This is a genomic window from Planctomycetota bacterium (genome assembly GCA_035384565.1).
Lineage (GTDB): Bacteria > Planctomycetota > PUPC01 > DSUN01 > DSUN01 > DAOOIT01.
Genome location: DAOOIT010000021.1, coordinates 1 through 21,541 on the forward strand (window position 1 = coordinate 1; position 21,541 = coordinate 21,541).

General features: G+C 70.7%; 16 protein-coding genes. 11 read left to right on the forward strand and 5 right to left on the reverse strand.

Annotated elements, in window-relative coordinates; all coding sequences use genetic code 11:
- The first annotated feature begins 477 nt into the window (after positions 1 to 477).
- The 5 genes from PLE19_09705 (at position 478) to PLE19_09725 (ending at position 7,823) form a co-directional block, all read left to right on the forward strand.
- Positions 478 to 1,860, forward strand: coding sequence for a PEP-CTERM sorting domain-containing protein (locus tag PLE19_09705; GenBank protein ID HPD15215.1), 1,383 nt, complete (start codon positions 478 to 480; stop codon positions 1,858 to 1,860).
- Between the two features lie 97 nt (positions 1,861 to 1,957).
- A complete protein-coding gene (locus PLE19_09710; GenBank protein ID HPD15216.1) occupies positions 1,958 to 5,998 on the forward strand; it encodes a YdbH domain-containing protein in 4,041 nt (1,346 codons plus the stop codon).
- A 36-nt stretch (positions 5,999 to 6,034) separates the two neighbouring features.
- Positions 6,035 to 6,214 carry a hypothetical protein gene (locus tag PLE19_09715; protein ID HPD15217.1) on the forward strand — a complete coding sequence of 60 codons (180 nt, stop codon included), beginning with the start codon at positions 6,035 to 6,037 and terminating at the stop codon, positions 6,212 to 6,214.
- Between the two features lie 20 nt (positions 6,215 to 6,234).
- Entirely contained in the window at positions 6,235 to 6,654 is a 420-nt protein-coding gene (locus PLE19_09720) for a DUF1318 domain-containing protein (GenBank protein HPD15218.1), read from the forward strand.
- 116 nt (positions 6,655 to 6,770) lie between these two features.
- Positions 6,771 to 7,823, forward strand: coding sequence for a uroporphyrinogen decarboxylase family protein (locus PLE19_09725; GenBank protein HPD15219.1), 1,053 nt, complete (start codon positions 6,771 to 6,773; stop codon positions 7,821 to 7,823).
- A 134-nt stretch (positions 7,824 to 7,957) separates the two neighbouring features.
- Here PLE19_09725 and PLE19_09730 read toward each other — a convergent pair whose 3' ends face one another.
- The 4 genes from PLE19_09730 to PLE19_09745 form a co-directional block, all read right to left on the reverse strand.
- Positions 7,958 to 8,842: a glycosyltransferase gene (locus PLE19_09730; protein ID HPD15220.1), complete on the reverse strand. Its 885-nt coding sequence runs from the start codon at positions 8,840 to 8,842 to the stop codon at positions 7,958 to 7,960.
- Positions 8,843 to 8,875: 33 nt separating this feature from the next.
- Positions 8,876 to 9,376, reverse strand: a complete 501-nt coding sequence (locus PLE19_09735; GenBank protein ID HPD15221.1) for a hypothetical protein — start codon at positions 9,374 to 9,376, stop codon at positions 8,876 to 8,878.
- Positions 9,377 to 9,390: 14 nt separating this feature from the next.
- The gene (locus tag PLE19_09740) at positions 9,391 to 9,699 is read right to left on the reverse strand and encodes a hypothetical protein (protein ID HPD15222.1); all 309 of its coding nucleotides are present in this window, start codon (positions 9,697 to 9,699) and stop codon (positions 9,391 to 9,393) included.
- A gap of 143 nt (positions 9,700 to 9,842) precedes the next feature.
- The gene (locus PLE19_09745) at positions 9,843 to 11,048 is read right to left on the reverse strand and encodes a DegT/DnrJ/EryC1/StrS family aminotransferase (protein HPD15223.1); all 1,206 of its coding nucleotides are present in this window, start codon (positions 11,046 to 11,048) and stop codon (positions 9,843 to 9,845) included.
- 130 nt (positions 11,049 to 11,178) lie between these two features.
- Here PLE19_09745 and PLE19_09750 point away from each other — a divergent pair, with 130 nt between their 5' ends.
- Positions 11,179 to 12,213, forward strand: a complete 1,035-nt coding sequence (locus PLE19_09750; protein ID HPD15224.1) for a zinc-binding dehydrogenase — start codon at positions 11,179 to 11,181, stop codon at positions 12,211 to 12,213.
- A 13-nt stretch (positions 12,214 to 12,226) separates the two neighbouring features.
- Positions 12,227 to 13,231, forward strand: coding sequence for a nucleoside hydrolase (locus PLE19_09755; protein ID HPD15225.1), 1,005 nt, complete (start codon positions 12,227 to 12,229; stop codon positions 13,229 to 13,231).
- A gap of 27 nt (positions 13,232 to 13,258) precedes the next feature.
- On the opposite strand, the gene PLE19_09760 is transcribed toward PLE19_09755, so the two are convergent.
- Positions 13,259 to 14,083: a sulfotransferase gene (locus tag PLE19_09760; GenBank protein HPD15226.1), complete on the reverse strand. Its 825-nt coding sequence runs from the start codon at positions 14,081 to 14,083 to the stop codon at positions 13,259 to 13,261.
- Between the two features lie 697 nt (positions 14,084 to 14,780).
- On the opposite strand from PLE19_09760, the gene PLE19_09765 reads away from it, so the two are divergent.
- The 4 genes from PLE19_09765 (at position 14,781) to PLE19_09780 (ending at position 21,305) form a co-directional block, all read left to right on the forward strand.
- Positions 14,781 to 16,316, forward strand: coding sequence for a hypothetical protein (locus PLE19_09765; protein HPD15227.1), 1,536 nt, complete (start codon positions 14,781 to 14,783; stop codon positions 16,314 to 16,316).
- 78 nt (positions 16,317 to 16,394) lie between these two features.
- Positions 16,395 to 16,751, forward strand: coding sequence for a hypothetical protein (locus tag PLE19_09770; GenBank protein HPD15228.1), 357 nt, complete (start codon positions 16,395 to 16,397; stop codon positions 16,749 to 16,751).
- A 337-nt stretch (positions 16,752 to 17,088) separates the two neighbouring features.
- Complete coding sequence (locus PLE19_09775) at positions 17,089 to 19,185, forward strand: DUF4139 domain-containing protein (GenBank protein ID HPD15229.1); 2,097 nt, start codon at positions 17,089 to 17,091, stop codon at positions 19,183 to 19,185.
- A 206-nt stretch (positions 19,186 to 19,391) separates the two neighbouring features.
- Positions 19,392 to 21,305, forward strand: coding sequence for a hypothetical protein (locus PLE19_09780; GenBank protein HPD15230.1), 1,914 nt, complete (start codon positions 19,392 to 19,394; stop codon positions 21,303 to 21,305).
- Positions 21,306 to 21,541: the final 236 nt, after the last annotated feature.

Sequence of the window (21,541 nt, forward strand, 5' to 3'; positions counted from 1 at the left end):
CCGCCCCGCTGGCGCCGGCAACGCAGCCCACGGGGATTCCTGGACAGGCTCCTAGGGGGGAGGAAATTGAGCAAGTATGGCTGGAAAGGCCGTGGAGCCGTCTGGATCGCCAAAGCGCCATACTTGCTCATCTCTCGGGGGCGGCAGAGGTGAGCGCGTATGGCGGAGCGTGTCTGGTTTCCAAGACTCGGGCGACGAGTGGGGGCGCGGGCGCCGGGATAAGGGGCATGCTGGAGGCATGGCGCGTTTTCGGGCCTCGGTCCGTCCCGCAGACCGCGGGAGCATGCGCTCGGGCTCCGCCCTGTCAGCCAGGGTGGACAACCCCTCCGCCGATCCTGCTCCACGCGCAGGCGAGCAGACGCCGAAGTATCTTGCAGTGTTGTACTTGCGGGCATGCGCCGTTCTTCGCCCGCTGCGCCGCAGGCCGGCACGAAACTTGCTCGGTGGATCTGTGGGTGGGTTTGTCAGGAGAGGAGCATGACCGAACGCCCCGTTACCGTCGCCTGCCTCGCCGCCGCGCTCGTGGCCTGGAGTGCGGGCGCTCGCGCCACCGTGCTCTACCAGCCCGTGGACCAGCAGATCACGGGCAACAGCACCATCGGCTCGTTCACCGCCTACTCGGGTGACCGCGTCTACATCGGCTTTACGATGGATTGGGCGACGGGCTCGGTGGGTAATAACGAGTTCTACGTGCTCTGGTTCGATTCGGACCCCAGCCAGAACATCGGCGTGAAGGGGAACGAGGATGGGTCGGGGACGAAGGATTTCTTCGTCCGCCACCAGAGCAGTGATGGCGGGGCCTACTGGCCGCAGGAGCTCACGATTCCGAACAACTCGCGGGTGGTGGGCCTCCTGGAGAAGACGGTCTCCGGCGCCGGCCAGCCTTACAACAGGTTCTACCTGTGGGTGAACCCCACGTCGCCCACCAACCCGCCGCCGGTCTACGCCGTCAACACCGCGGGCGACACGGTGATCAGCAGCCTGGGCAAGCGCGCGGCGAATAACAACGACACGGTGTACTTCCGGGACATCGTGGTGGCGACCACCTATGCCGAGGCATTGGGCTCGTGGACGGCGCCCCCGTACGTGCCGGTGGCCACCTTCTCGGCGGCCGACTTCAACGATCTGAACACAGGCGGGCTGCGCAACCAGATGGGCGGCACCGGCTTCAGTGGCGCGTGGTACGGCAGCGTGGACCCGCAGGTGCAGGCCGGCGACCTGACCTCGGCCCTCTACGCCAAGGCGCAGGCGGGCACCGCGCGCAGCCTCATCGGCGGCGCGAATCCGCGGCACGAGTATCGCGCGCTGCCCTCCCCCATTGACGGCGAGATCTGGTTCTCGTGTCTCCTGCGCAACACCGCCTCAAACGGGCGGGTGGGCCTGACCTTCAACCCGCCGGGGGGCAACCCCTTCGACGGGCAAGGCACGGCTTTCTTCGAGCTGCGGGGCACCAGCCTGGCCTACGACTTCGGCACGGGCACGACCACGCTCCTCCCCAACATGGCCACCCTGGGGCAGACGACCCTGGTGGTGGGCCAGATCCTCCTCAACTACTTCGGCGTCAACGACGCGATCACCCTGTGGCTGAACCCGAACGTGCTCGACGGCACGACGCTGAACGATGTGGCTGCCCTGGTGCAGGTGGGCAACGATTTCGCCGACGTCATCGGCCACCTGGGCGTGTTCCTCCAGACCACGGGCAGCGGCTTCGACGCGCTCTACCTCAGCAATCGCGGCACCAGCGCCGCCTTCTTCGATGTGACCGGGGTGCAGTACTTCGCCATTCCCGAGCCGTCCACGCTCGCGCTGGCCGGGGCCGGCCTGCTGGCCCTCAGGCGGCGCCGGCGGCGCGCGGCCTGATTCCCCCGCACTGGTTGCTTCCAGCGCCCTGCCCCTGTAAGATGGTCCGGGCAGGCGTTCCCACGCCTCCAGAGCCATCCACCCATCGGGGCGGACCATGAAGCGCGCGTGGAAGTGGCTGCGGCGCACCCTCGTCACCGCGGCGTTCGGCACGGCGGCCTGCCTGGCCGTCTGGGTGGCCGTGGTGCCCCGCCTGGTGCAGCGGCTGGCCGCCGAGCAACTGGCGGGAATGGGGCTGCGGGGCGCGGCCCTCCAGATCCGCGGGCTGTCGCTGCGCCACGTGCAACTGGCCAACGTGGCCGCGGGCGAGGACGAGCGCCTGCGGGTGGGCGCCGTGGGCATCGGCTTCACCCTCGGCGGGCTCCTGGGTGGCCGCCTGCGGGTGATCGAGCTGACCGGGCTGGAGACCGAAATCCGTCTCCGGGGCGGGACGCTCGACCTCGGCCCGCTCGCCGACCTGGGCGGGGATGGGGGCGGCGGGAGCGAGAACCCCTTCGACGAGGTCCGGCTCCGCTCGTCCGCCATCCTTCTCGACCTGGAGGGCCGGCGCCTGCGAATCCCCGTCGAGGGCACGGCCACGGACGCCGGCGCCGGCAAGCTGCGCCTGGACCTGCGGGTGGACGCCGAGGGCTGCGCCGCCACTCTCCAGGGCGTGGTGGACGGGGTCACGAACGATCTCGATCTCGCGTTGGGTGCCCAGGTGCGCGAGGTCGCCGCACTCGCGGCCGCTCTGCCTCCGCAGTGGGGCGCGCCCCCCGTGAAGGCCACTGGTTCGGCGAGCATCGAGGTCTCGTGCTCTCAGCGGAAGGGGCAGTTGACCCTGCGGGCCGGCCTGAAGACCGCCGGCCTCCGGCTCGCGGGCGAGGTGGGCGGGCGGCGTTTCTCAGCCGACGTGGGCCTTTCGGCCAGAGCCACCGTGGCCGATGGGCGCGTGGAGGGGTTCTGGTGCCGAGTGGACAATGACGGCGTTTCTGTGGACGGCTTGCCCCTCATCGGCGGCCTGCATCTGGTCGCCTCGTTGCAGGGCGGCGCGCTCACCGTGCCCAGCGCGTCGGTGAGAGGCCGCGGGTGGTCGCTCGAGCTGGACATGTGCGGCGCCACGGGGGTGCTGGAGGCCCTCGCGGGCAAGGCGACGCCGATCACCATCCATCTGCCCTGGTGGCGCGGTTCGATCGAGCCGCAGCAGCTCTGCACCGACGCGGGCCCGTTGGCAAGCTGGCTTCGGGCCGTCCCGCCTCAGCCCGTGGATGTGATGGGGCAGAAGACCGTTGTCACCCTCGCGCCCGGCGCAAGGGAGGCGGGGACCGCCTGGACCTGGCAGGTGCAGGCGCCCGACGTCGTCGTCTCGTGGGGTGACGCGGATCTCCAGTTTGCCCTTCCGCGGGCCACGCTCCAGGGCGTGGCCGTGAAGCTCCGCTTGGCGGCGGAGGCGAGTGCCAAGGCCGTCCAGGCTCAGGTGCTGCCCGGCTCGCGGGTCTCGTGCGCCGCCGCCTCGGGTTCGTTCGGCGGTCTTACGCTCGCCGTGCCAAGGGGCGAAGGGGCCGGCGTCGAGGTGTCGGTGGGCCAGCAGAAGGGCGAGCTGTGGGCCGCGCTCGGGGATGCGACGCCGGCGTGGGGCGTGCGCGTGCCCGAGCTGGCGGTGGCGGTCCTCGGTGCGCGTGCCGAGGGGCCGATGGGGCTGGTGGCGACGGGGATCGCCGCGAGCGGGCAGCTCGCGCTGGAGGCCGGCCCCGAGAGGGCCGCTGTCTCGCTCCGCCCTGGCTCGGGCCTCACGGTGAGCGCCGCCAGGCTGCCCGCGGCGGGGGCCGAGGCCACCGGGTTCGAACTGCACGTCGGCGAGCGGGAGGCTCAGGTCTCCGCTTCGCTGACGGATGCGGAACCGGCCTGGGACGCGCAGGCGCCCGACCTGCGGCTGGGCCTCGGGCGGGCGAAGGCGGAACTGCCCGGCGGCGTGGCCGCCGACGGCGTGGCGGTCTACGCTCAGCTTGGCGTGCGGGCCAACCCCCGCGAGGCGATCGTCGCGGTCGCCGGCGGTTCCGACCTCATCGTTGGCTCGCTGAAGCTCCCCTGGCTCGACATCCGCAAGGCCGCTGCGGGGCCGCTCGTGGGCATCGAGCTGGGCGCGAAGGGTCTGGAGGCCAAGATGCCCCTGCACGGCGAGAGGCCCGCCTGGTCGCTCGACGTGCCCGAGTTCGTCGTGAAGCAGGCCGAAGCTGACCTCGTGCTGCCGAACGGCGCGGGCAGGGTGGAGGGCTGCCGGGGGGAACTGAGACTGGGCGCAGTGGCGGGCCCGGCGCAGCTCAGGGTGGCGCTCCTGAGGGGCTGCTTCGTAGGCTTCCAGGCCGTGGAGGCGGCCGTGGGCGGCGACGTGCTGCGGGTGGGCCCGAATGGGCTTGAGCTGGCGCCCGGCAAGTCCTTCGGCACCCTCGACCTGGCCGGCGGGCAACCTGTGTCCGCGAGCGCCATCCTCGAGCTGCAATCGGGTCGGCCGCTGGCGGCCATGCTGGGACAGGAGGTAAGTGCAACTCTCGGGGCCGTGAGCGCGGATGCGTGCGCCGCCTGGTCGGCGGCCAAGGGCGGAGAGGTGCTCGGCAAGCTGTCGGCGACGGGGGTGGAGGCAGCCGTCGAGCGCAAGCTCGGGGACTCCGTGCTCAAGGCGCGGGTGCCGAGTGCGGAGGCCCGCGTGGACGCGCGGGCCGATTTCTCCGCTGGCCGCGGCCACGAGAGGCCGCTCTCGCTTGGGTTCGCGTTCGCCACGAAGGCCGGCAGCGCCCCTGTGACGGTCAGCTTCTCGGGCGCCGACATCGTGGTGGGCAGAGGCAGAGTCACAGGCTCGGTGGGTCTGGGTGATCCGCGGCCCCCTGCGGTGGAGGTCATGGCTTTCCTCGACGGGGCTTCGGTCCGCCACAAGGCGTCGGGGCTGTCCATCGAGGGCCTTTCCGCGAGCATGCCGCTCTCGTGGGGCGGCGCCAGGCCCGCCCTGGGCAGCTTCTACGCGGGCGCCCTCGGGGCCGCCGGCGCGAGCGTGCGAGCCGTCAGCGGCACCGTGGGCCTGGCGGACATGCGGGCGGAATTCACGGCGGCGTGCGAGCCGCTGAAGGGGGCGAAGCTGAGCGTGGAGGGCTCGCTCGATGCCTCGCAGGGCGAGCCGCGCGGCACCGCCCGCCTGTCGTTGCCGCTGTTCAGGCTGGAGGACGAGCACGAGCTGGGCCGCCGCGTGCCGGCGCTCCATGGGCTGCTGGCGACCGGCACGTTCGGGGTCGAGGGCTTTGCTCGCCTCGCGGACGGTCAGGTGCGCCCCACCCTCACCCTCACCGTGCTGGACGGGGTCCTCAAGAGCAGGGAGTGGGACATGGAGGCGGAGGGCGTGTTCGCGACGGTGCGTCTCAGCAGCCTGGCGCCGCTGCTCACGCCGCGCAAGGAGCTTCAGATCGCGCTTGTCCAGCGGGCGAAGATGGGCGCGCTGGAGGTCGAGCACGGCACCGTGGCCTTCCGCCTCGAGCCGGCGGGGCCTGCCGGGGCGCCCAGCCACTTCGCCGCCGTCATCCAGCGGGCCGACTGGGGCTGGTGCGGCGGGCGGCTCTACGTGGAGGATTTCTCGTTCGACCCTCAGGCCGCGGAACACCGGTTCACGCTGCACGCGGCGGACCTCAAGCTCGAGGCGCTCACGGCCCTCATCCCCGACCGGCAGGTGACGGGCGTGGGCACCCTGAGCGGCATGCTGCCCGTGCGCATCGCGGGGTGGCCCAACATCCGCTTCGGCAGCGGCCATCTGCACTCGCTGCCCAACCAGCGCGGCTGGCTCCGCATCCAGGACCTCGGGCCGCTGGAGTCCACCATCGCCGCCGTGGCCGAGGCCAGCGTGCCGGACTTCTTGCCCGCGCACGTGCGCGCCGAGGGCCGCGAACAGCTTCGCGAGAGCATGCTCACGGCCCTGAGAGAATTTGAATACGATGAGCTGAAACTCGACTTCATAGATAGGGGGGAGGAGACGCTCGCTCGGCTCACCACGAGCGGGCGCGGGCGCCACCCCGACCGCTGGGGCCTCCGCTACCCCATCGGCGGCATCGAGTTGAACTTCATCGGCCTTGACAAGGAACTGCTGAACCATATACTCAGGTTCAGACCCACCGACTGAACAGGCCCGCTTCCCGGGCAGGAAGGAGACCCCGCCATGATTCGCTGGCTCTTCGCCGGACTGGTGGCCGCGGCCCTGCTCGCGCCCGCCTGCACGCGCCACACGGTGAAGCTCGACCCCATCGAGATCAAGCCCATCCACATCACGATGGACATCAACATCAAGGTCCAGAAACAGATCGAGAACGACTTCTCCTTCATGAACGAGGCGAAGTGACTCAGGCAGGAGGTTTCCGCATGAAGACGCGACTGGGCATCCCCGGGCTGGCCGTGTTCGTGGCGGCGTGTGTGGCGTTTCCCGCGGCGGCGCTGGCCCGCAGCAAGGGCGAGGTGCTCGACAGCATCAAGGCCCGCTACCCCGCGCTGCTCAAGCTCCTGGCCGACAAGCGGGTCGGCGAGACCGCCCAGGGCCTCATCGAGGCCGTGAAGAGCGCCTCGCTCCAGGACAAGGTCGAGGCCAAGGGCCAGACGATCACCCTCGCGCAGTTCATCCAGGACGAGAACAACGACCGCACCGAGTACTTCGGCATCGCGGCCCGCGAGACCAAGACCACGCCCGAGATCGTCGCTAGGAACTTCGGCCGCGTGCGCGAATCGAAGCTCAACAAGGGCGAGTTCTGGAAGGGCGACGACGGCAAGTGGGAGCAGAAGAAATAGGGGTTCGGGGATTGGTGTTCGGTGTTGGGGTACGGAACAGGAGATGCCCTGCCGCCTGATCCTGGCTGCTGGTCTCCTCTCACGTATCCCGCATTACGCATCACGAAGGGCCCCACGTGCTCTCCATCCCCCGCAGTCCCGCGCCTGACTTCGGCCGCTTCCTCAAGGTCGTCACCCGGAACGGCGAGCCGGACCGGGTGCCCTTCGTCGAGCTGGGCGTGGACGCCGAGGTGATGGCGGCCGTGCTGGGCGAGCCGGCCGCCCCGGCCGAGGCCCAGGTGCGCTTCTGGCACGCACTCGGCTACGACTACGCGAGCCTCAAGGCCAACATCCCCTGGACCCGCCGCCGCGACACGGCGCCCGACACGGCCGATCTGCCCCACGCCCAGCGCGACTGGGTGAACGCGCACTCCGCCCTCATCGCGTCGCGGGCCGACTTCGAGCGCTTCCGCTGGCCCCGCCCGCACGAGGTGGACTACCGCGACATCGAGACCGCCATCCGCGTGGCGCCCGAGGGCCTGGGCATCGTGGGGCGCGTCTCGGGCGTGCTCGAGAACGCCATGTTCACCCTCGGCTTCGAGGGGCTGTCGTACCTGCTCGCCGACGACCCCGCCCTGGTGCGCGACACGGCCGATGCCGTGGGCGCGCTCATCCTCAACGTCGTCGAAACCCTGGCCTCGATGGACGGCGTGGGGGCGATCTTCTTCGGCGAGGACATGGGCTTCAAGACCGCCAGCATGCTCTCGCCCGCGGCGATGCGCGAGTTCATCTTCCCCTGGCACCGCCGCATCGTGGCCGCCGCGCACGCCCGCGGCAAGCCGATCCTGCTCCATTCGTGCGGCAACCTGCGGACGCTCATGGACGACATCCTGGCCACGGGCTGGGACGCCAAGCACTCGTTCGAGGATGTGATTCAGCCGATCACCAAGGCCAAGGCGCTCTACGGCCACCGCATCGCGGTGCTGGGCGGGATCGACATGGACCTGCTCAGCCGCGGCAGCGAGGCGGCCGTGCGGCGCCGGGTGCGCGAGGTGATTCGCGCGTGCGCCCCGGGCGGCGGCTTCGCCCTCGGCTCGGGCAACACCGTGGCCAACTACGTGCCCCTGGGCAACTACCTGGCCATGCTCGACGAGGGCTGGCGGCGGGGGCGGTACCCCATTGGGGCCTGAGGCGGGCACACCCCCCCCCGCGGCGAGGCGGCGGGCGAATGGACACGATGGCCGGAATGGACGGGGAAAGGGGCCCTTCGACTAGCCGTCCATTCGGCCTATTGTGTCCATCCTGTTCCTGTCCGGCCGCCTGACTATGCGCGTTTCCGGCAGCGATAGGTGAGGCATCCGGCCGCCAGTGCCAGGTCGCCGAGCGCGGCCGCGGCGCGCATCGCCGGGTCGCGGCGGAGGGGCGCGGCGGCGAGCTTGAGCGGCGCGAGGCACAGGCGCTTCAGGTGGGCGGGGGCGCCGCGGCGGCCCTCGTGCTTGAGGCGAAAGTGCGCCTCGCCCCTCCCCCGCTGCCAGCTCTGGCGCAGGAAGGACCCGAGCCCGTAGTCGCGCAGGTGAAGCACCGCCACCGGCACATAGAGCAGCCGCCCGCCGCGCTGGGTGAGGCGCCGCTTCAGGTCGGCGTCCTCGCCCCACACGAGGGGGGGAAAGCCCTCGTCGAAGCCGCCCACCTCGAGGAGCGCGGCGCGGCGGTACGACATGTTGTTCGTGCCGCCGGCCGGGCACTCGAAGCCGCCGAGCGCCTCCTCGTCGCCGGCGCCGTAGACGCAACGGGCCACGTGGGCCTCGAGCCGCGCGACGGCGCGGGCGCGCAACGCGTCGGGCGGCGCCACGAGCCGCCCGCCCACGCCCACGACCTCGGGGTGGCGGGCGTAGCCGTCGGCCAGGCGTTCCAGCCAGTCGGGGGGGACGAGGCAATCGTCGTCCGTGAAGGCCACCACCTCGCCCGTGGCCTGGGCGATGCCGCGGTTGCGGGCGGCGGCGACGCCGCGGTTGGGCTGGCGAATGTAGCGCACGCCGCGCCGCTGCCCCAGCTCGGCGCCGAGGGTCTCGGTGCCGTCGGTCGAGCCGTCGTCCACGAGGATCAGCTCGAAGCGGTCGGGGGGCAGGGTCTGGGCGAGGGTGGCTTCGACGACCCGCTCGAGGAGCGCTGCGCGATTGTGGGTGGCGATGACGATGGAGAGCTTCACGAGGCCGTCTCTCCCTCGCGGGCGCCGCGGCAGCTACTCCAGCAGCTCGCCGCGGATGGTGACGGCGGCGCGGACGATGGCCTGCTTGTCCTGGTCGTAGAGCAGGTAGACCTTGAGCCAGCGGGTCACGAGGTGCGAGTGGGTGGGCAGCGTGTCCACCGTGCCCTCGAGCACGAGCTGCCGCGCCTCGCGGTGGTATGCCGCGGGCGCGAAGACGACCTTGTGGAGGGGAGGCACGTGCTTGTACTGCTCCATCGGCTTCTTCGCCCAGCGCGAGAGTTCGCGCGCACGGTCGGCGGTGAGGAGCGGGGCGATGCCGGGGCGTTTCGCCGCCCAGTCCGCGAGGGCCTTGGCCGTCTCCTCCGCGAATTCGCCGGGCTTGCACGGCGAGCCGCCGTCGAAGCCGGGGATCGGCTCCATCTCGGGCACCAGGGCCATGGGAATGGCCGGCGCGGGCGACGTGATGGCCTTGAGCCGCGCACAGCCGCCGACGACCAGCGCGGCCAGGGCGAACGCCAGGGGCAGTTGCTTCACGACGGCTTGCCTCCTCACGGCACCAGCAGGAACCGCAGCGCCCAGAAGCACGCCAGGATCACGTTGAGCACCACGGCCATGCCGAACAGCCCCGGGCCGCCGCCTTTGGCCACCAGGCGCGCGAGGCCCGCCAGGCCCGCGAGGGCCGAGGCGCCCAGCGCCGCCACGCGGTAGCGCGCCAGCGGCATCTCCCACAGGGGCGGCGTGCCGTCCTCCGGCTCCTGCATCAGCACGTAGAGCGTGGCCGCGGCCGCGATGGCGAAGCACACCCACACGAAGCCTTCGGCCACGGGCAGCGCGCGGGACTCGTTCGTCTTGTTCACCGAGGGGGCCCTTTCCGCCGCGGCTCGCGGCGCTCCCTATCATATCGGAACCCCGCCGGCTGTCAAACAGGCCAAGCCCTGGACGGCTGGATGAATGGATGGATGAGCGGCCGACTTGCCCCGACACCCATCCACCCATCCAGTCATCCCCGCTCTTGTGCGACTCTCTCCACCGCCTCGATCACGGCGGCCGCGATGTACTCGTTCAGGTCGTCGGTCATCCGGGGGTGCAGCGCGACGCAGAGGATGCGGCCGCCGAGCTCCTCGGCGCGCGGCAGCACCTGGCCCGCCGTCCGCTCGCGGATGAACGGGTGCGACAGGTAGGTGGGCGGGTTGGCCACCACGGCGCCGACGCCGTAGTCCTGCTCGAGCAGGGCCATCAGCCGGTCGCGCTTCGGCCCGGCCCACTCGCGCGGCACGAGGAGGGTGTAAAGGTAGAAGGTGTGCTCGCAGCCGGGCGGCTCGAGCGGCAGCGTGAGCTCGGGCACGCCGTCGAGCAGCCGCGAGCGCGCGAGGGCCAGTTCGCGGCGGCGGGCGATCATCGCGTCGAGGCGGCGAAGCTGCACGAGGCCCACGGCGGCCTGGGGCTTGGTGAGCTTGAAGCTCGAGCCCCAGCCTTCGCCGCCCCATTGGCGCAGCGCGCGCAGGCGGTCGGCCAGGGCCGCGTCGTCGGTGGTCACCATGCCGCCCTCGCCCAGGGTGGTCATGAGCTTCATCGTGTGGAAGCTGAAGACCGTGCACCAGCCCTTCTTGCCGATGCGGGTGCCCCGGTAGCCTCCGCCGCAGGCGCGCGCGGCGTCGCCGATCACCTTGGGCGGGCCGTGCTTGGGGTGCGGGTGGCGCTCGGCCACGGCCAGCAGCGCGTCCATGTCGGCCGACAGGCCGTTCATGTGCGTGGGCAGGATGGCGCGGGTGCGCGGGGTGATGCGCCGCTCGACGTCGGCCGGGTCGGCGCAGAGGGTGCGCTCGTCGGCGTCGCAGAACACCACGCGGCCGCCCTGGCCCAGGACGGCGAGGGCGGAGGCCCGGAAGTTCACGGCCGGCACGATCACCTCGTCGCCCGGCTCGAGGTCGAGGCATCGCACGGCCAGGTCGAGGCCCACGCTCGCCGTCGAGAGCGACACGGCGAACTGCGTCCCCACGTGGCGGGCGAACGCCTCCTCGAAGTCGGTGATCTCCTGGGTGATGAAGCCGAAGCCCACGTTGGGGTCCATCGAGTCGCGGATGGCCTTCACCGCGGCCTCGATCTCCTCCTCCGTGTACCAGCCTCCGAGCTGCGGCTCGCCCTTCCAGGCCACGGCCGGCTTGCCGCGGCTCAGGAGTTCCCGTCTGCGATCAGGTGTGATCATCGCGGTGCTCCAGAGAGGTGTGTTGATGAGAATACGCGCGGAAAGGCCCGCATGCAACCGCCAGACCCCATTTGCGTTCGGCGCCCGCTCGGGCTATCATCGCAGCAACCCATTCGCCAAGGAGGTCCCCATGCGAAGAGTGGCAGCGATGGACGGGCGCGGCCAGTTCTCGGTCATCGAAGAGGCCATTCCCGACCCGAAGCCGGGGCAGGTGCTCATCGAGGTCGCCGCCTCGCTCGTCAGCCCGGGCACCGAGCTGGGCGGCGTGCCGGCCCGGCGGAAGAACCCCAGCGACTCCCCGCCGCGGCCCTTCGGCTACCAGAACGCGGGCGTGGTGATCCGGCTGGGCGAGGGGGTCACGCGGTTCCGCGTGGGCGACCGCGTGGCGACCATGGGCGGCGGCTACGCGCTGCACGCCAGCCACTCGGTGGCGCCGGTGAACCTCACGGTGCCCATCCCCGAGGGCGTGTCGTTCGAGGAGGCCGCCTTCTGCCACCTGGCCGCCACCGCGCTCCACTGCCTCCGCCGCGCCGAGCCGCAGTTCGGCGAGAACTTCGCCGTCAGCGGCCTCGGCCTCGTGGGCCTCCTGTGCGTGCAATTCGCGAAGCTCAGCGGCACACACGTGGCCGGCCTCGACCGCTTCCCCAAGCGGCTGGCCCTCGCGCGGGCGACGGGGGCCGACGCCGCCTTCAATGTGGCCGAGGCCGACCCCGTGCCGCGCGTGCGGGAGTTCTGCCGCGGCCACGGCCTCGACTGCGGGATCCTCGCCTTCGGCGGCGAGGCGACCGAGGCGGCGAGGCAGCTCTACGAGATGATGCTGCCCGCGCCCGACGGCCATCGCTGGGGCCGCCTCGTCGCCGTGGGCGGCGCCCGCGTCACCCTCGGCCTCGCCGCCGACCTGGGGAACGTGGACATCCGTTCCTCCGCCCGCCCCGGCCCCGGCTACCACGACGACGCCTGGGAACACGGCGCCGACTACCCGCCCGTCTTCGTGCCCTGGACCACCCAGCGGAACCTCGAGGAGAGCCTGCGCGCCATCGCCGAGGGCGCGCTGCGCGTCAAGCCGCTCATCACCGACGTCGTGCCCCTCGCCCAGGCCCCCGCCGCCTGCGAGAAGCTCGTCTCCTCGCCCGGCGAGGCCATCGGCGTCATCCTGAAGCCGTGAGGCGTGACGCGTGATGCGTGATAGGGCAAAGAGCTATCTGGCCGCTGCGCTCCTGGCGTGCTGCGCCGCCCTCCCCGCCCTCGCGGCCGAGCCCGTGAAGATCATCTTCGACACCGACATGGACAGCGATTGCGACGACGCGGCGGCGCTGGCCCTGCTCCACGCGCTCGCCGACAACGGCGAGGCCGAAATCCTCGCGACGATGTGCTCGGCCACCCACCCGTTCTCGGCCCCCTGCACCGACGCCATCAACACCTACTATGGCCGGCCCAACCTGCCCATCGGCGTGCCCAAGGGCCCCCCCGCGCACAAGCCCCAGTCGCGCTACGCCCAACGCATCGCCGAGGAGTTCCCCAACGACGTGCCCCGCGGCGACGCCACGCCCGATGCCACCCGGCTCTACCGCCAGCTCCTCGCCGCCCAGCCCGACCAGAGCGTGGTGATCGTGACCGTGGGCGACGTGACGAACCTGCGCCACCTCGTCGAATCGCCGCCCGACGCGTTCTCGCCCCTCCCCGGCCGCGACCTCGCCGCGCGCAAGGTGAAGCACTGGGTCTGCATGGGCAGCCGCTACCCGGCCGACCTCGACCCCGGGCGCTGGGGCAACTTCAAGCCGGACCCCGAATCCACCGTGCGCGCCATCGCCGCCTGGCCCACGCTCATCACGTTCACGGGCGGCGGCGAATTCGCCGACTCGCTGGCCACGGGCAAGCGCCTGGCCGAGCTGCCGAGGGACAACCCCGTGCGCCGCGTCTACGAGCTGTACTTCGGGGGCGAGGTGAAGAACCGCCACAGCGCCGACCCCATCGCGGTGCTCGTGGCCGTGCGCGGCACGGGCGCGCCGTGGAAGCTCGTGACCGAAGGCCACAATCACATCTTCCCCAACGGCACGCATGAGTGGCGCGAGGCCCCGAACAATCCCCTCCACCAGTACATCGCCGCCCTGGCCGAGGGCTTCGAGGCGCGCAAAGTGGCGGCTGAGATGGAGGCGCTGATGGTCAGGCCACGGCCCCGCTGACACGCGGCGACCGCGCCGCGGCGGGCCTCAGTCCGCCTCCTCATGCGCCGCGTAGAAGGCAGGGTCCTCGGCCCGGATGCGCTCGACGTCGGCCGGGTCGAGGCCCTCGCGCCACTTGTAGTTCGCGCTCTTCAGGTCGCGCGGCACCGCCTGCTCGAAGGCGGGGGTCCACGTCAGGCCGCAGTGGCCGATGATCCGGCGCAGCGTGGCGACGGGCTCGGCGCAGAGCTGGCCGTAGCGGACCGAGAGGAAACGGCTGCCGAGGAGCGCCCCGTGGTGCTCGATGGCCTGGGTCGTCACGCGGTACTGGCGGCCGGCCACGAGGGGCCAGGGCACGTCGCCCATCTGCCGCCACCCGGGGATGTGCATCCCGTACCATTTGCGGCTGCGGTGCATGCGCTTGGAGCGGCGCACCAGGGTCGAGTTCACCACGGCCCGCCAGTCGCGCAGGATGTGCACGAAGATCGCGTCGGGGAAGACGGCGTTGAGCCAGCCCATGCGGAGCGAGAAGCGCGGGTACTTGGCCACGAAGCGCGGCACGCCGCGCAGCCGCAGCACGGTGGCCGTGAGCCGGCGGTGCCAGGCGATGGCCTCGGGGGTGGCGTGCTCGGGCCCCATGCAGTCGTCGTCGGTCGTCCAGAAGCGGTCCCACACCACCTGGGCCTCGCGCGGCTTGCGCGGCAGGCCCAGACGCGTCAGCGTCCACGCGATCCGCGGGCAGCGGGGCCAGCGGCAGTTCCCCAGGTCCAGATACCCCAGCTCCGGGTGGTTGCTCATGATTTCGTAGAGCAGCGTGGTGCCGCTGCGGTGGGGCGCTACGATGAAGATCGGGCGGTCAACCTCGCAGGTCACAGGCTCAGCCTCCGATGGCTCGTGGGGCGGGCGGGGCGCTTCGCGGGCGGGTCTCGGGGCCTGCCGGCGTGGGGGGATTGTACACGATAGGTTTCCCCCGTTTCAAGTCGCCGCGAGAGGCGGGGGGTGGACCGGAATTGTCGGCAGGGTTGTTCTCTGCGACGCCTGAAGGACTCGCCTGGGATGGCCCAGGGCAAAGCCTTGATCTCTGCCCACATCCTCGGTGCCAGTAGCCCGCGAACGCGGGCGACCGGGCCGTAGCCCAGGGCGACCGAAGGAAGCCCTGGGACCGGGCGTCCCCGCCCGTCCAAGCCCCCGAAGGGGGCGTTTCACGCCCCTTGAATCGCCCCCCTTCGGGGGCTCTACGCTGCGGGGCGTTTTCCCAGGGCTCCCTTCGGTCGCCCTGGGCTACGCCCAAACGCCCCCTTCGGGGGCTGAAGCAGGCTATCGAGAACAGGTGGGCAAGGGTAAGGGCGTTGGCCTGGTTTTCCCATTTCGCTTCTTCGGAGCTCCCGCAGCCACCTGCAATTCCGGCCCGCACCCCGAGAGGCGCCCGTGCGCCGACCGCCGGGCCTTTACCGCGTGGGGCCGATCTGCTATTCTCTGGGGCCGCCGGCGGCGGTGGCCGGCGGCGGGGAGCGCCGGCGGAGGGCCGGAGGCCGGCCAGTCATGCACGGGGAGGGGGCGGGGGAAGCCCGTGCGGGACCGAGCCCTCACAGTGCGCTCGCTGAGCGTCGGGCTGGCTGCGGCCGTGGCGCTGGGCCTTGGCGCGCCGTACGTCGAGCTGGCGCTCCGCGGCCAGGCCATGGCGGCCAACTACTACCCCGTGGGCCTGGGGATCGTGTTCCTCGCCGTGGTGCTGGGCGTCAACGTGGCGCTCAAGGCGCTGCGGCGCTCGTGGGCGCTGGGCGAGGGCGAGCTGGCCCTCGTGTTCGCGATGGCCGCCGTGGCGGCGACGCTGCCCACGCAGGGCACGGCGGGCTACCTGTTGAGCGCGATCAGCGGCCCCCACTACTTCGCCAGCCCCGAGAACCGCTGGGCCGACGTGTTGCTGCCGCACCTGCGGCGCTGGGCGGTGGTGGACGATGCGCCGGCGCTGCGCTGGTTCTACGAGGGGCTGCCGCGGGGCGAGAGCGTGCCGTGGGGCGCGTGGGCCGTGCCGCTGGCGTGGTGGGGGGCCTTCGTGGGCGCCGGGCTGTTCGCCTGTCTGTGCCTGGTTTCAATCTTCCGCCGCCAGTGGGTGGAGCACGAGCGTCTGGCCTACCCGCTCGCGGCGATGACCCTCGAGCTCGTCCGCGGCGCCGGCGAGCGCCCGCTCGCGCCCCGCGTCGCGCGCTCGGGCCTCTTCTGGGCGGGCTTCGCGGTGCCGTTCGCGCTGCTGGGCTGGAACACGCTGGGCTACTTCGCGCCGGGCCTGCCGCCGATCCCCGGCGAGCTGCCGCCGCTGGCCCTGGCCCCCGGCTTTCCGCCGCTGCCCCTGGTCTTCTACTGGCCCATGCTGTGCGTTGCGTTCTTCCTGCGGCGCGAGGTGTCGCTGAGCCTCTGGGTGTTCGTGGTGCTGGGCGTGCTCGAGGAGGGGGCGTTCGCGCGTCTGGGCTACTCGGTGCGCAGCGCGGCGGGGGTGAAGTACCTCGACGCCGCCGAGCCGGCCCTGGCCTGGCAGAGCTACGGCGCGATGGCGGCCCTGGTGGCCACGTGCGTGTGGGTGGGCCGCCGTCACCTGGCCGCCGTGTTGCGCCAGGCGCTCTGGCCTGGCCGCAGGCAGCAATCCGCTGCCCGGAATCCGCAAGCCGCAATGGACCCAGACGATCTCCTTTCCCCCCGCACGGCGGTGGTGGGCTTGGTGGCGGCCGTGGCGTTCATGGCCGCCTGGCTGGTGCGCCTGGGCCTGGGGCCGGGCACGGCGCTGTTGTTCCTGTTCGCGGCGTTCGTGGGGTTCGTGGGCATCTCGCGGCTCGTGGTGGAGGGCGGGCTGGTGTTCATCCGCCCAGCCCTCACACCGCAGTCGGCCACGGCCGCGCTGCTGGGCAACTCGGCCCTGGGCGCCACGCAACTGGCGGCGCTGGGCCTCTCGATGGCCTGGGTGGCCGACCCGATCAACGCCTTCATGCCCGCCGCGGCCAACGCGGCGCGGGTGGGGCGCTGGGGCCGCGCGAGCGGCCGCCAGATCGCCGCCGCCATGGGCCTCGCGGCCGGCGTCGCCCTGCTGGCCACGGTGCCCTTCACGCTCTAGCTGTGCTACCAGCGCGGGGCCTACACGACGGGCACGTGGCTCTTCCGGGTCGCGCCGCGCCTGCCCTATGAGTTCGCGGTGGACGCGATTCGCTCGCGGCCGGGCCTCGAGTGGCCCAAGCTGGCCTGGGGCGCCGTGGGCGGGGCCGAGATGCTCGTGCTCACGGCGCTCTACCACCGCCTGAGCTGGTGGCCCCTGCACCCGCTGGGCCTCGTGGCGGGCGTGGTGTTCCAGGTGCGGTGGAGCTTTCTGCCGCTGTTCGCGGGCTGGCTGTGCAAGGAGGCGGTGCTGCGTCTCGGCGGCCTGGCCGCCTTCGACCGGGCCAAGCCGTTCTTCCTCGGGACGATGGCCGGCTGGTTCGCGGGGGCCGGCCTGTCGGCGCTCGTGGATGCGATCTGGTTCTTCGGCCACGGGCATGCGATTTATGGGCATTGAGCGGGAAACTCCCGCGGGTTCGCAACCCGCGGGAGGCTGCTGGGCGCCCGAGCGTGGTTCCGGCCACTGCAACCTGGTTCGCGGCCGGAGTAGTGAGCTGCAAAGTTACATACGCCCCCGGGGCGCGCAGAAGTGGTAGAGTCTGGCGAGTCTGTGCGAGACTGAGCCGGACGGTCGAGAATCGGCGATTCTCGAGTCCGGAGGGCGGCGAGTGTGGGTTTCTCCGAGCCGGATGGCCGAGAATGGCCAAACGGGGAGCCGGGTGGAACCGAATCGAGAGCGCGGCGTCTAACATCCAGTGCAATTGTGGCCCTCTCACGCGGGAAGGAGTCCTCTGATGAAGTGGCTTGCCTGGCTTCTGGCGTTCGCGGTGTGCGTGCCGACGCTCTTCGCCGCCGAGGCGACGGTGCCCGTGACCAAGGTGACCGCCTTCAGTTCGGGCGTGGCCTACTTCGAGCACAACGGCAAGGTGACAGGGAACGCCGACGTGTCGCTGAAGTTCAAGACCGACGGCATGAGCGACATGCTCAAGTCATTGGTAGTGCTCGACTTGGGCGACGGGACGGTGAGCAGCGTGAACTACGCCTCCAGCGAGCCGCTCACGCGCGCCCTGAAGAGCTTCGGCATAGACATTTCGGCCGCGCCCACCCTCGGCCAGCTCCTTCAGCAGGTGCGCGGGGCCGAAGTGGCCATCGCAGCCCCCGAGAAGATCTCGGGCAAGATCCTCGGCGTCGAGGTCAAGACCCGCCATATCCAACCCTCCAACACGATCATCCAGGAGGAACTTCTGAGCCTGCTGACCCCCGAAGGGATGAAGACCATTCCGCTCGAAAGCGTTCGCAGCATTGCACTTACGAACGAGAAGCTGAACTCCGAGCTGAACAAGGCCCTCGCCCTCCTCGTCGAGAGCCGCGACACCGAGAGCAAGAGTGTGCAGATCAACTTCGTCGGCCAGGGCGAGCGACCCGTCCGCATCGGTTACATCACCGAGGCCCCCGTGTGGAAGACCAGCTATCGCCTGGTCTTGAGCGACGAGAAGAAGGAGGAAGCGACGCTCCAGGGCTGGGCCATCGTGGAGAACACCAGCGACTACGACTGGGAGAACGTGGACCTCACGCTCGTCTCGGGCCGCCCGATCTCTTTCGTTGAGGACCTCTACACTCCCCTCTACCTCGACCGCCCAGTCGTGCAGACCGAGCGCTACGCCAGCCTCCGCCCCCGCACGTATGAGGATGGTATCAAAGCAGACAGGAACATCCTGGCCCTCGAGGCCGACGCGGAGGGCGGCGGCCTTGGCGGGCCCATGGCCGATGCCAAGGGTGAGATGCGTAAGGCGGCCACCAGCAACAGGTTGCGGCAGAACCGCGCCCTGGCCGCCGCCCCCGGCGCGCCGCCCGCCGCCAAGGCGATGGAGCAGCTCGAACGCGCCGCCGCCGAGGCCCTCGACCGCGGCGTCTCCGCCGTCGCCACTGCGCAGGCGGTAGGCGAGCTGTTCTCCTACCACATCAAGACCCCCGTCACGCTCCCCCGTCGCAAATCGGCCATGCTCCCCATCGTCAATCAGGCCGTAAAGGCCAGAAAAATCAGCATTTACAACCCTGGCTCCCTCCCAACCAACCCCCTCAACGGCGTGTGGCTCACCAATTCCACCCCCTCCAGCCTGCTGGCCGGCCCCGTAACCGTTTTCGAGGGAGGCACTTACGCCGGCGACGCCCAGATTGGCAACTTCCCCCCGGGTGACAAGCGCCTCCTCAGCTTCGCCGTAGATCTCAAGGTCACCGTGGACCCCTCGGGCAACACCACGCAGCACCTCGCCGCCGCCAAGATCGTCCGCGGCGTGCTCACCATCAGCCACCGCACTGAGTTCGTGCAAGCGTATCTCGTGAAGAACAAGGCCGTTGCAGAGCGCGTCGTCCTCATCGAGCACCCCTTCCACGCCGACCGCAAGCTGGTCGAGCCCGCCGAACCGCTCGAGAAGACCCCCGCCTTCTATCGCTTCGAGGTCAAGGTGCCCGCCGAGAAGACCGGCAAGTTCGAGGTCAAGGAGGAACGCACCGACACGCAGGCCATCGGCATCATGCCGTGCGACATCGGCCAGCTTCAGGCCTACGCCACCAACGGCCAGATCCCCGAGAAGGTCCGCACCGCCCTCGCCGAGGCTATCAAGCGCAAGAACGCCCTCGCCACCGCCGAACGCGAGTTGAACGAGCTCCAGCAGCGCATCGCAAACCTCCGCCGCGAGCAGAAGGACATTCGCGATAACATGGCCGCCCTCGACCGCAAGTCCCAGGGCTACGAGCGCTTCGAGAAGAAGCTGCTCGACTCCGAGACCCAGATCGAAGCCCTTCAGAAGCAGCTCGACGACAAGCGCGACGGCGTCACGAAGCTCCGCAAGGACCTCGAGGATTACCTCGGCCAGCTCAACGTCGAGTGAGCGGCCCCCGACCCACGCGGCCATCACCCCGAAGGGGCGGCGCCCCGCGTCGCCCCTTTGCCATGCCCCGTGTCACCCATCTCACCCTCCGACTCGTCCCACGCGTCGGACCGGTTGGACGAGTGCGGCAGCCCATTTCCCCATTCGCCCTTGATCCCCTGCCCGTCGCCCGCTACGATGGGTGCCGAACCAGGAGAGCCCACACCGTGCGCCCCCTCCGCCCCCTCGCCCTCCTTGCCGCCCTGGCCGCCGCCTCCGCGCAGGCCGAGGATGCCTCGCTCCTCCTCTGGAACGGCAACCCCGCGGGGCCGCACCTGGACATCATCAGGGATGAGCCAGCCCGCGAACTCAAGCCGATCCGCATCGTGGGCACGCGCAACGGCCGCTTCTCGGGCAAACTGGTCGTGTGCGCCAACGGGCCGCTCAAGAACGTCGCGGCGAAGATCACCGAACTCAAGTCCCCCGACGGCAAGTCCATCATCCCTGCCTCGTGCATCCAGGTGCGCCTGGCCACCGGCTGGATCAAGAGCGGCTGGAACGTGCAGCCCAAGGCCGGCAGCACGTTCGACGTACTCAATGAGGCGCCCTCCCTCGCCGAGGTCGCGCCCATCGTGGCCACCGACCGCTACCACTGGGAGAAGTACCACACCTGGGTGAAGACCGGCCGCAGCTACGTGCCCGTGTGGGTCACTGTGGCCGTGCCGCCCGACGCCGTCCCAGGCGAGTACTCCGGCACGCTCGCCGTGCGGGCGGGCGAGGCGTCGCGCGACGTGCCCGTCTCGCTCGCCGTCCACGCCTGGGCGTTGCCCGACACGAAAGACTACCGCACGTGGATCGAGGCCATCCAGTCGCCCGACACTCTGGCCCTCGAATACGGGGTGCCTCTCTGGTCCGAGAAGCACTGGCAGCTCATCGAGCAGTCGCTCCGCCTCGCCGCCCAACTCGGCAACAGGAGCGTCTACTTCCCGCTCCTGTGCGAATCGAACCTCGGCAACGCCGAATCCGCGGTCCGCTGGATCAAGCGCCCCGACGGCGGCTACACGCACGATTTCAGCATCGTCGAGCGCTATCTCGACCTCCAGACCCGCCTCCAGGGCAAGCCCCGCGTCGTGTGCTTCGTGGTGTGGGACACCTTTCTCGAGGGCGGCCAGTTCGACGGCGACATCAAGTTCGAATCAAAGGAATCGCGCGAGGAGCGTCTCGCCTATCGCGGCAAGGGGCCGGAGGTCACGCTCCTCGACCCCGCATCGGGCAAGACCGAGAAGCACCTGCTGCCCCCGCACAGCGACCCCGCGGGCGCGGCCCTGTGGGCGCCGTTGCTCAAGAGCCTGCCCGAACTCCTCGCGAAACGCGGCCTCGCGGACGCCCTCTTTTTCGGCATCGCCAACGACAGCGTGCCGCACGCGGCCACGCTCGACCTCGTGAACCGCAACGTGCCCGACGCGAAGTGGGTCATCCACGCCCACAGCTTCTACGGCGGCAAGGACAAGAAGGCGAACTTCCAATACGCGGCCTTCGTGTGGGGCGTGCGCGGCTTCTGCTCGGGCGAGAAGGGCTGGGAGAACCCCTTCCTGCTCGCCCAGTTCCTCCGCAACATGCGCGACCACTATCCCCTCACCACCTATCGCCTGGCCCCCGAGGTCAACATCACCGGCGGCCAGCGCGGCGTGGGGCGCATCGGCCTCGACAGTTGGCCCGTCCTCAAGAACGTCCGCGGCGTGCGGGCCACGCGCGTCACCGAGCGTTACCCCAAGGCATCGTGGCGCAACCTCAACATCACCGACGCCCTCCTCGCCCCCGGCCCCGACGGCCCGCTCGGCACCGCGCGCTTCGAGATGCTCCGCGAGGGCGTCCAGGAGTGCGAGGCCCGCATCTTCATTCAGACGGCCCTCGACCGCGGCAAGCTCCCCGCCGCCCTGGCCGACGAATGCCGCGCCGTGCTGGCCGACCGCGACGCCTTCCTCAAGAAGGCGGCCATTGTCCAGGGCACCGGCCGTCCCTGGTTCGCCGACGCGACGCCCACCGAAGAAGCCTATCTCGGCTATGTCGAGGGGTGGCAAGAGCATTCGGCGCGCCTCTACCGCACAGCCGAGGAGGTGGCGGGGCCGTACGTTAGGTGAGGCCTGGAGCGAATGGCAAGTGGGGCCCGGGAGCTAGACTGCTTCCCGACGCCGGGGGAACCCGAGTTTAGTTCCGGGGCCACCTTTAGTTTAGTTCCGGAGTTCCGGGTGCGGGAGTTCCGGGGCCACCTTACTCAATTCTTGTCGAAGTTCTGGTTTCGAAGTTCTGGAGTTCTGGGGCCACCTTACTCAATTCGCGCTCGTAGTGCGGGCTTCAGCCCGTGTCTGGACCACAG

What these genes read in the sequence shown, in the direction of transcription:
- PLE19_09705 (HPD15215.1), top strand. Translation starts at nt 478, where the DNA reads ATGACCGAACGCCCCGTTACCGTCGCCTGCCTCGCCGCCGCGCTCGTG.
- PLE19_09710 (HPD15216.1), top strand. Translation starts at nt 1,958, where the DNA reads ATGAAGCGCGCGTGGAAGTGGCTGCGGCGCACCCTCGTCACCGCGGCG.
- PLE19_09715 (HPD15217.1), top strand. Translation starts at nt 6,035, where the DNA reads ATGATTCGCTGGCTCTTCGCCGGACTGGTGGCCGCGGCCCTGCTCGCG.
- PLE19_09720 (HPD15218.1), top strand. Translation starts at nt 6,235, where the DNA reads ATGAAGACGCGACTGGGCATCCCCGGGCTGGCCGTGTTCGTGGCGGCG.
- PLE19_09745 (HPD15223.1), bottom strand. Translation starts at nt 11,048, where the DNA reads ATGATCACACCTGATCGCAGACGGGAACTCCTGAGCCGCGGCAAGCCG.
- PLE19_09750 (HPD15224.1), top strand. Translation starts at nt 11,179, where the DNA reads ATGCGAAGAGTGGCAGCGATGGACGGGCGCGGCCAGTTCTCGGTCATC.
- PLE19_09755 (HPD15225.1), top strand. Translation starts at nt 12,227, where the DNA reads ATGCGTGATAGGGCAAAGAGCTATCTGGCCGCTGCGCTCCTGGCGTGC.
- PLE19_09775 (HPD15229.1), top strand. Translation starts at nt 17,089, where the DNA reads ATGAAGTGGCTTGCCTGGCTTCTGGCGTTCGCGGTGTGCGTGCCGACG.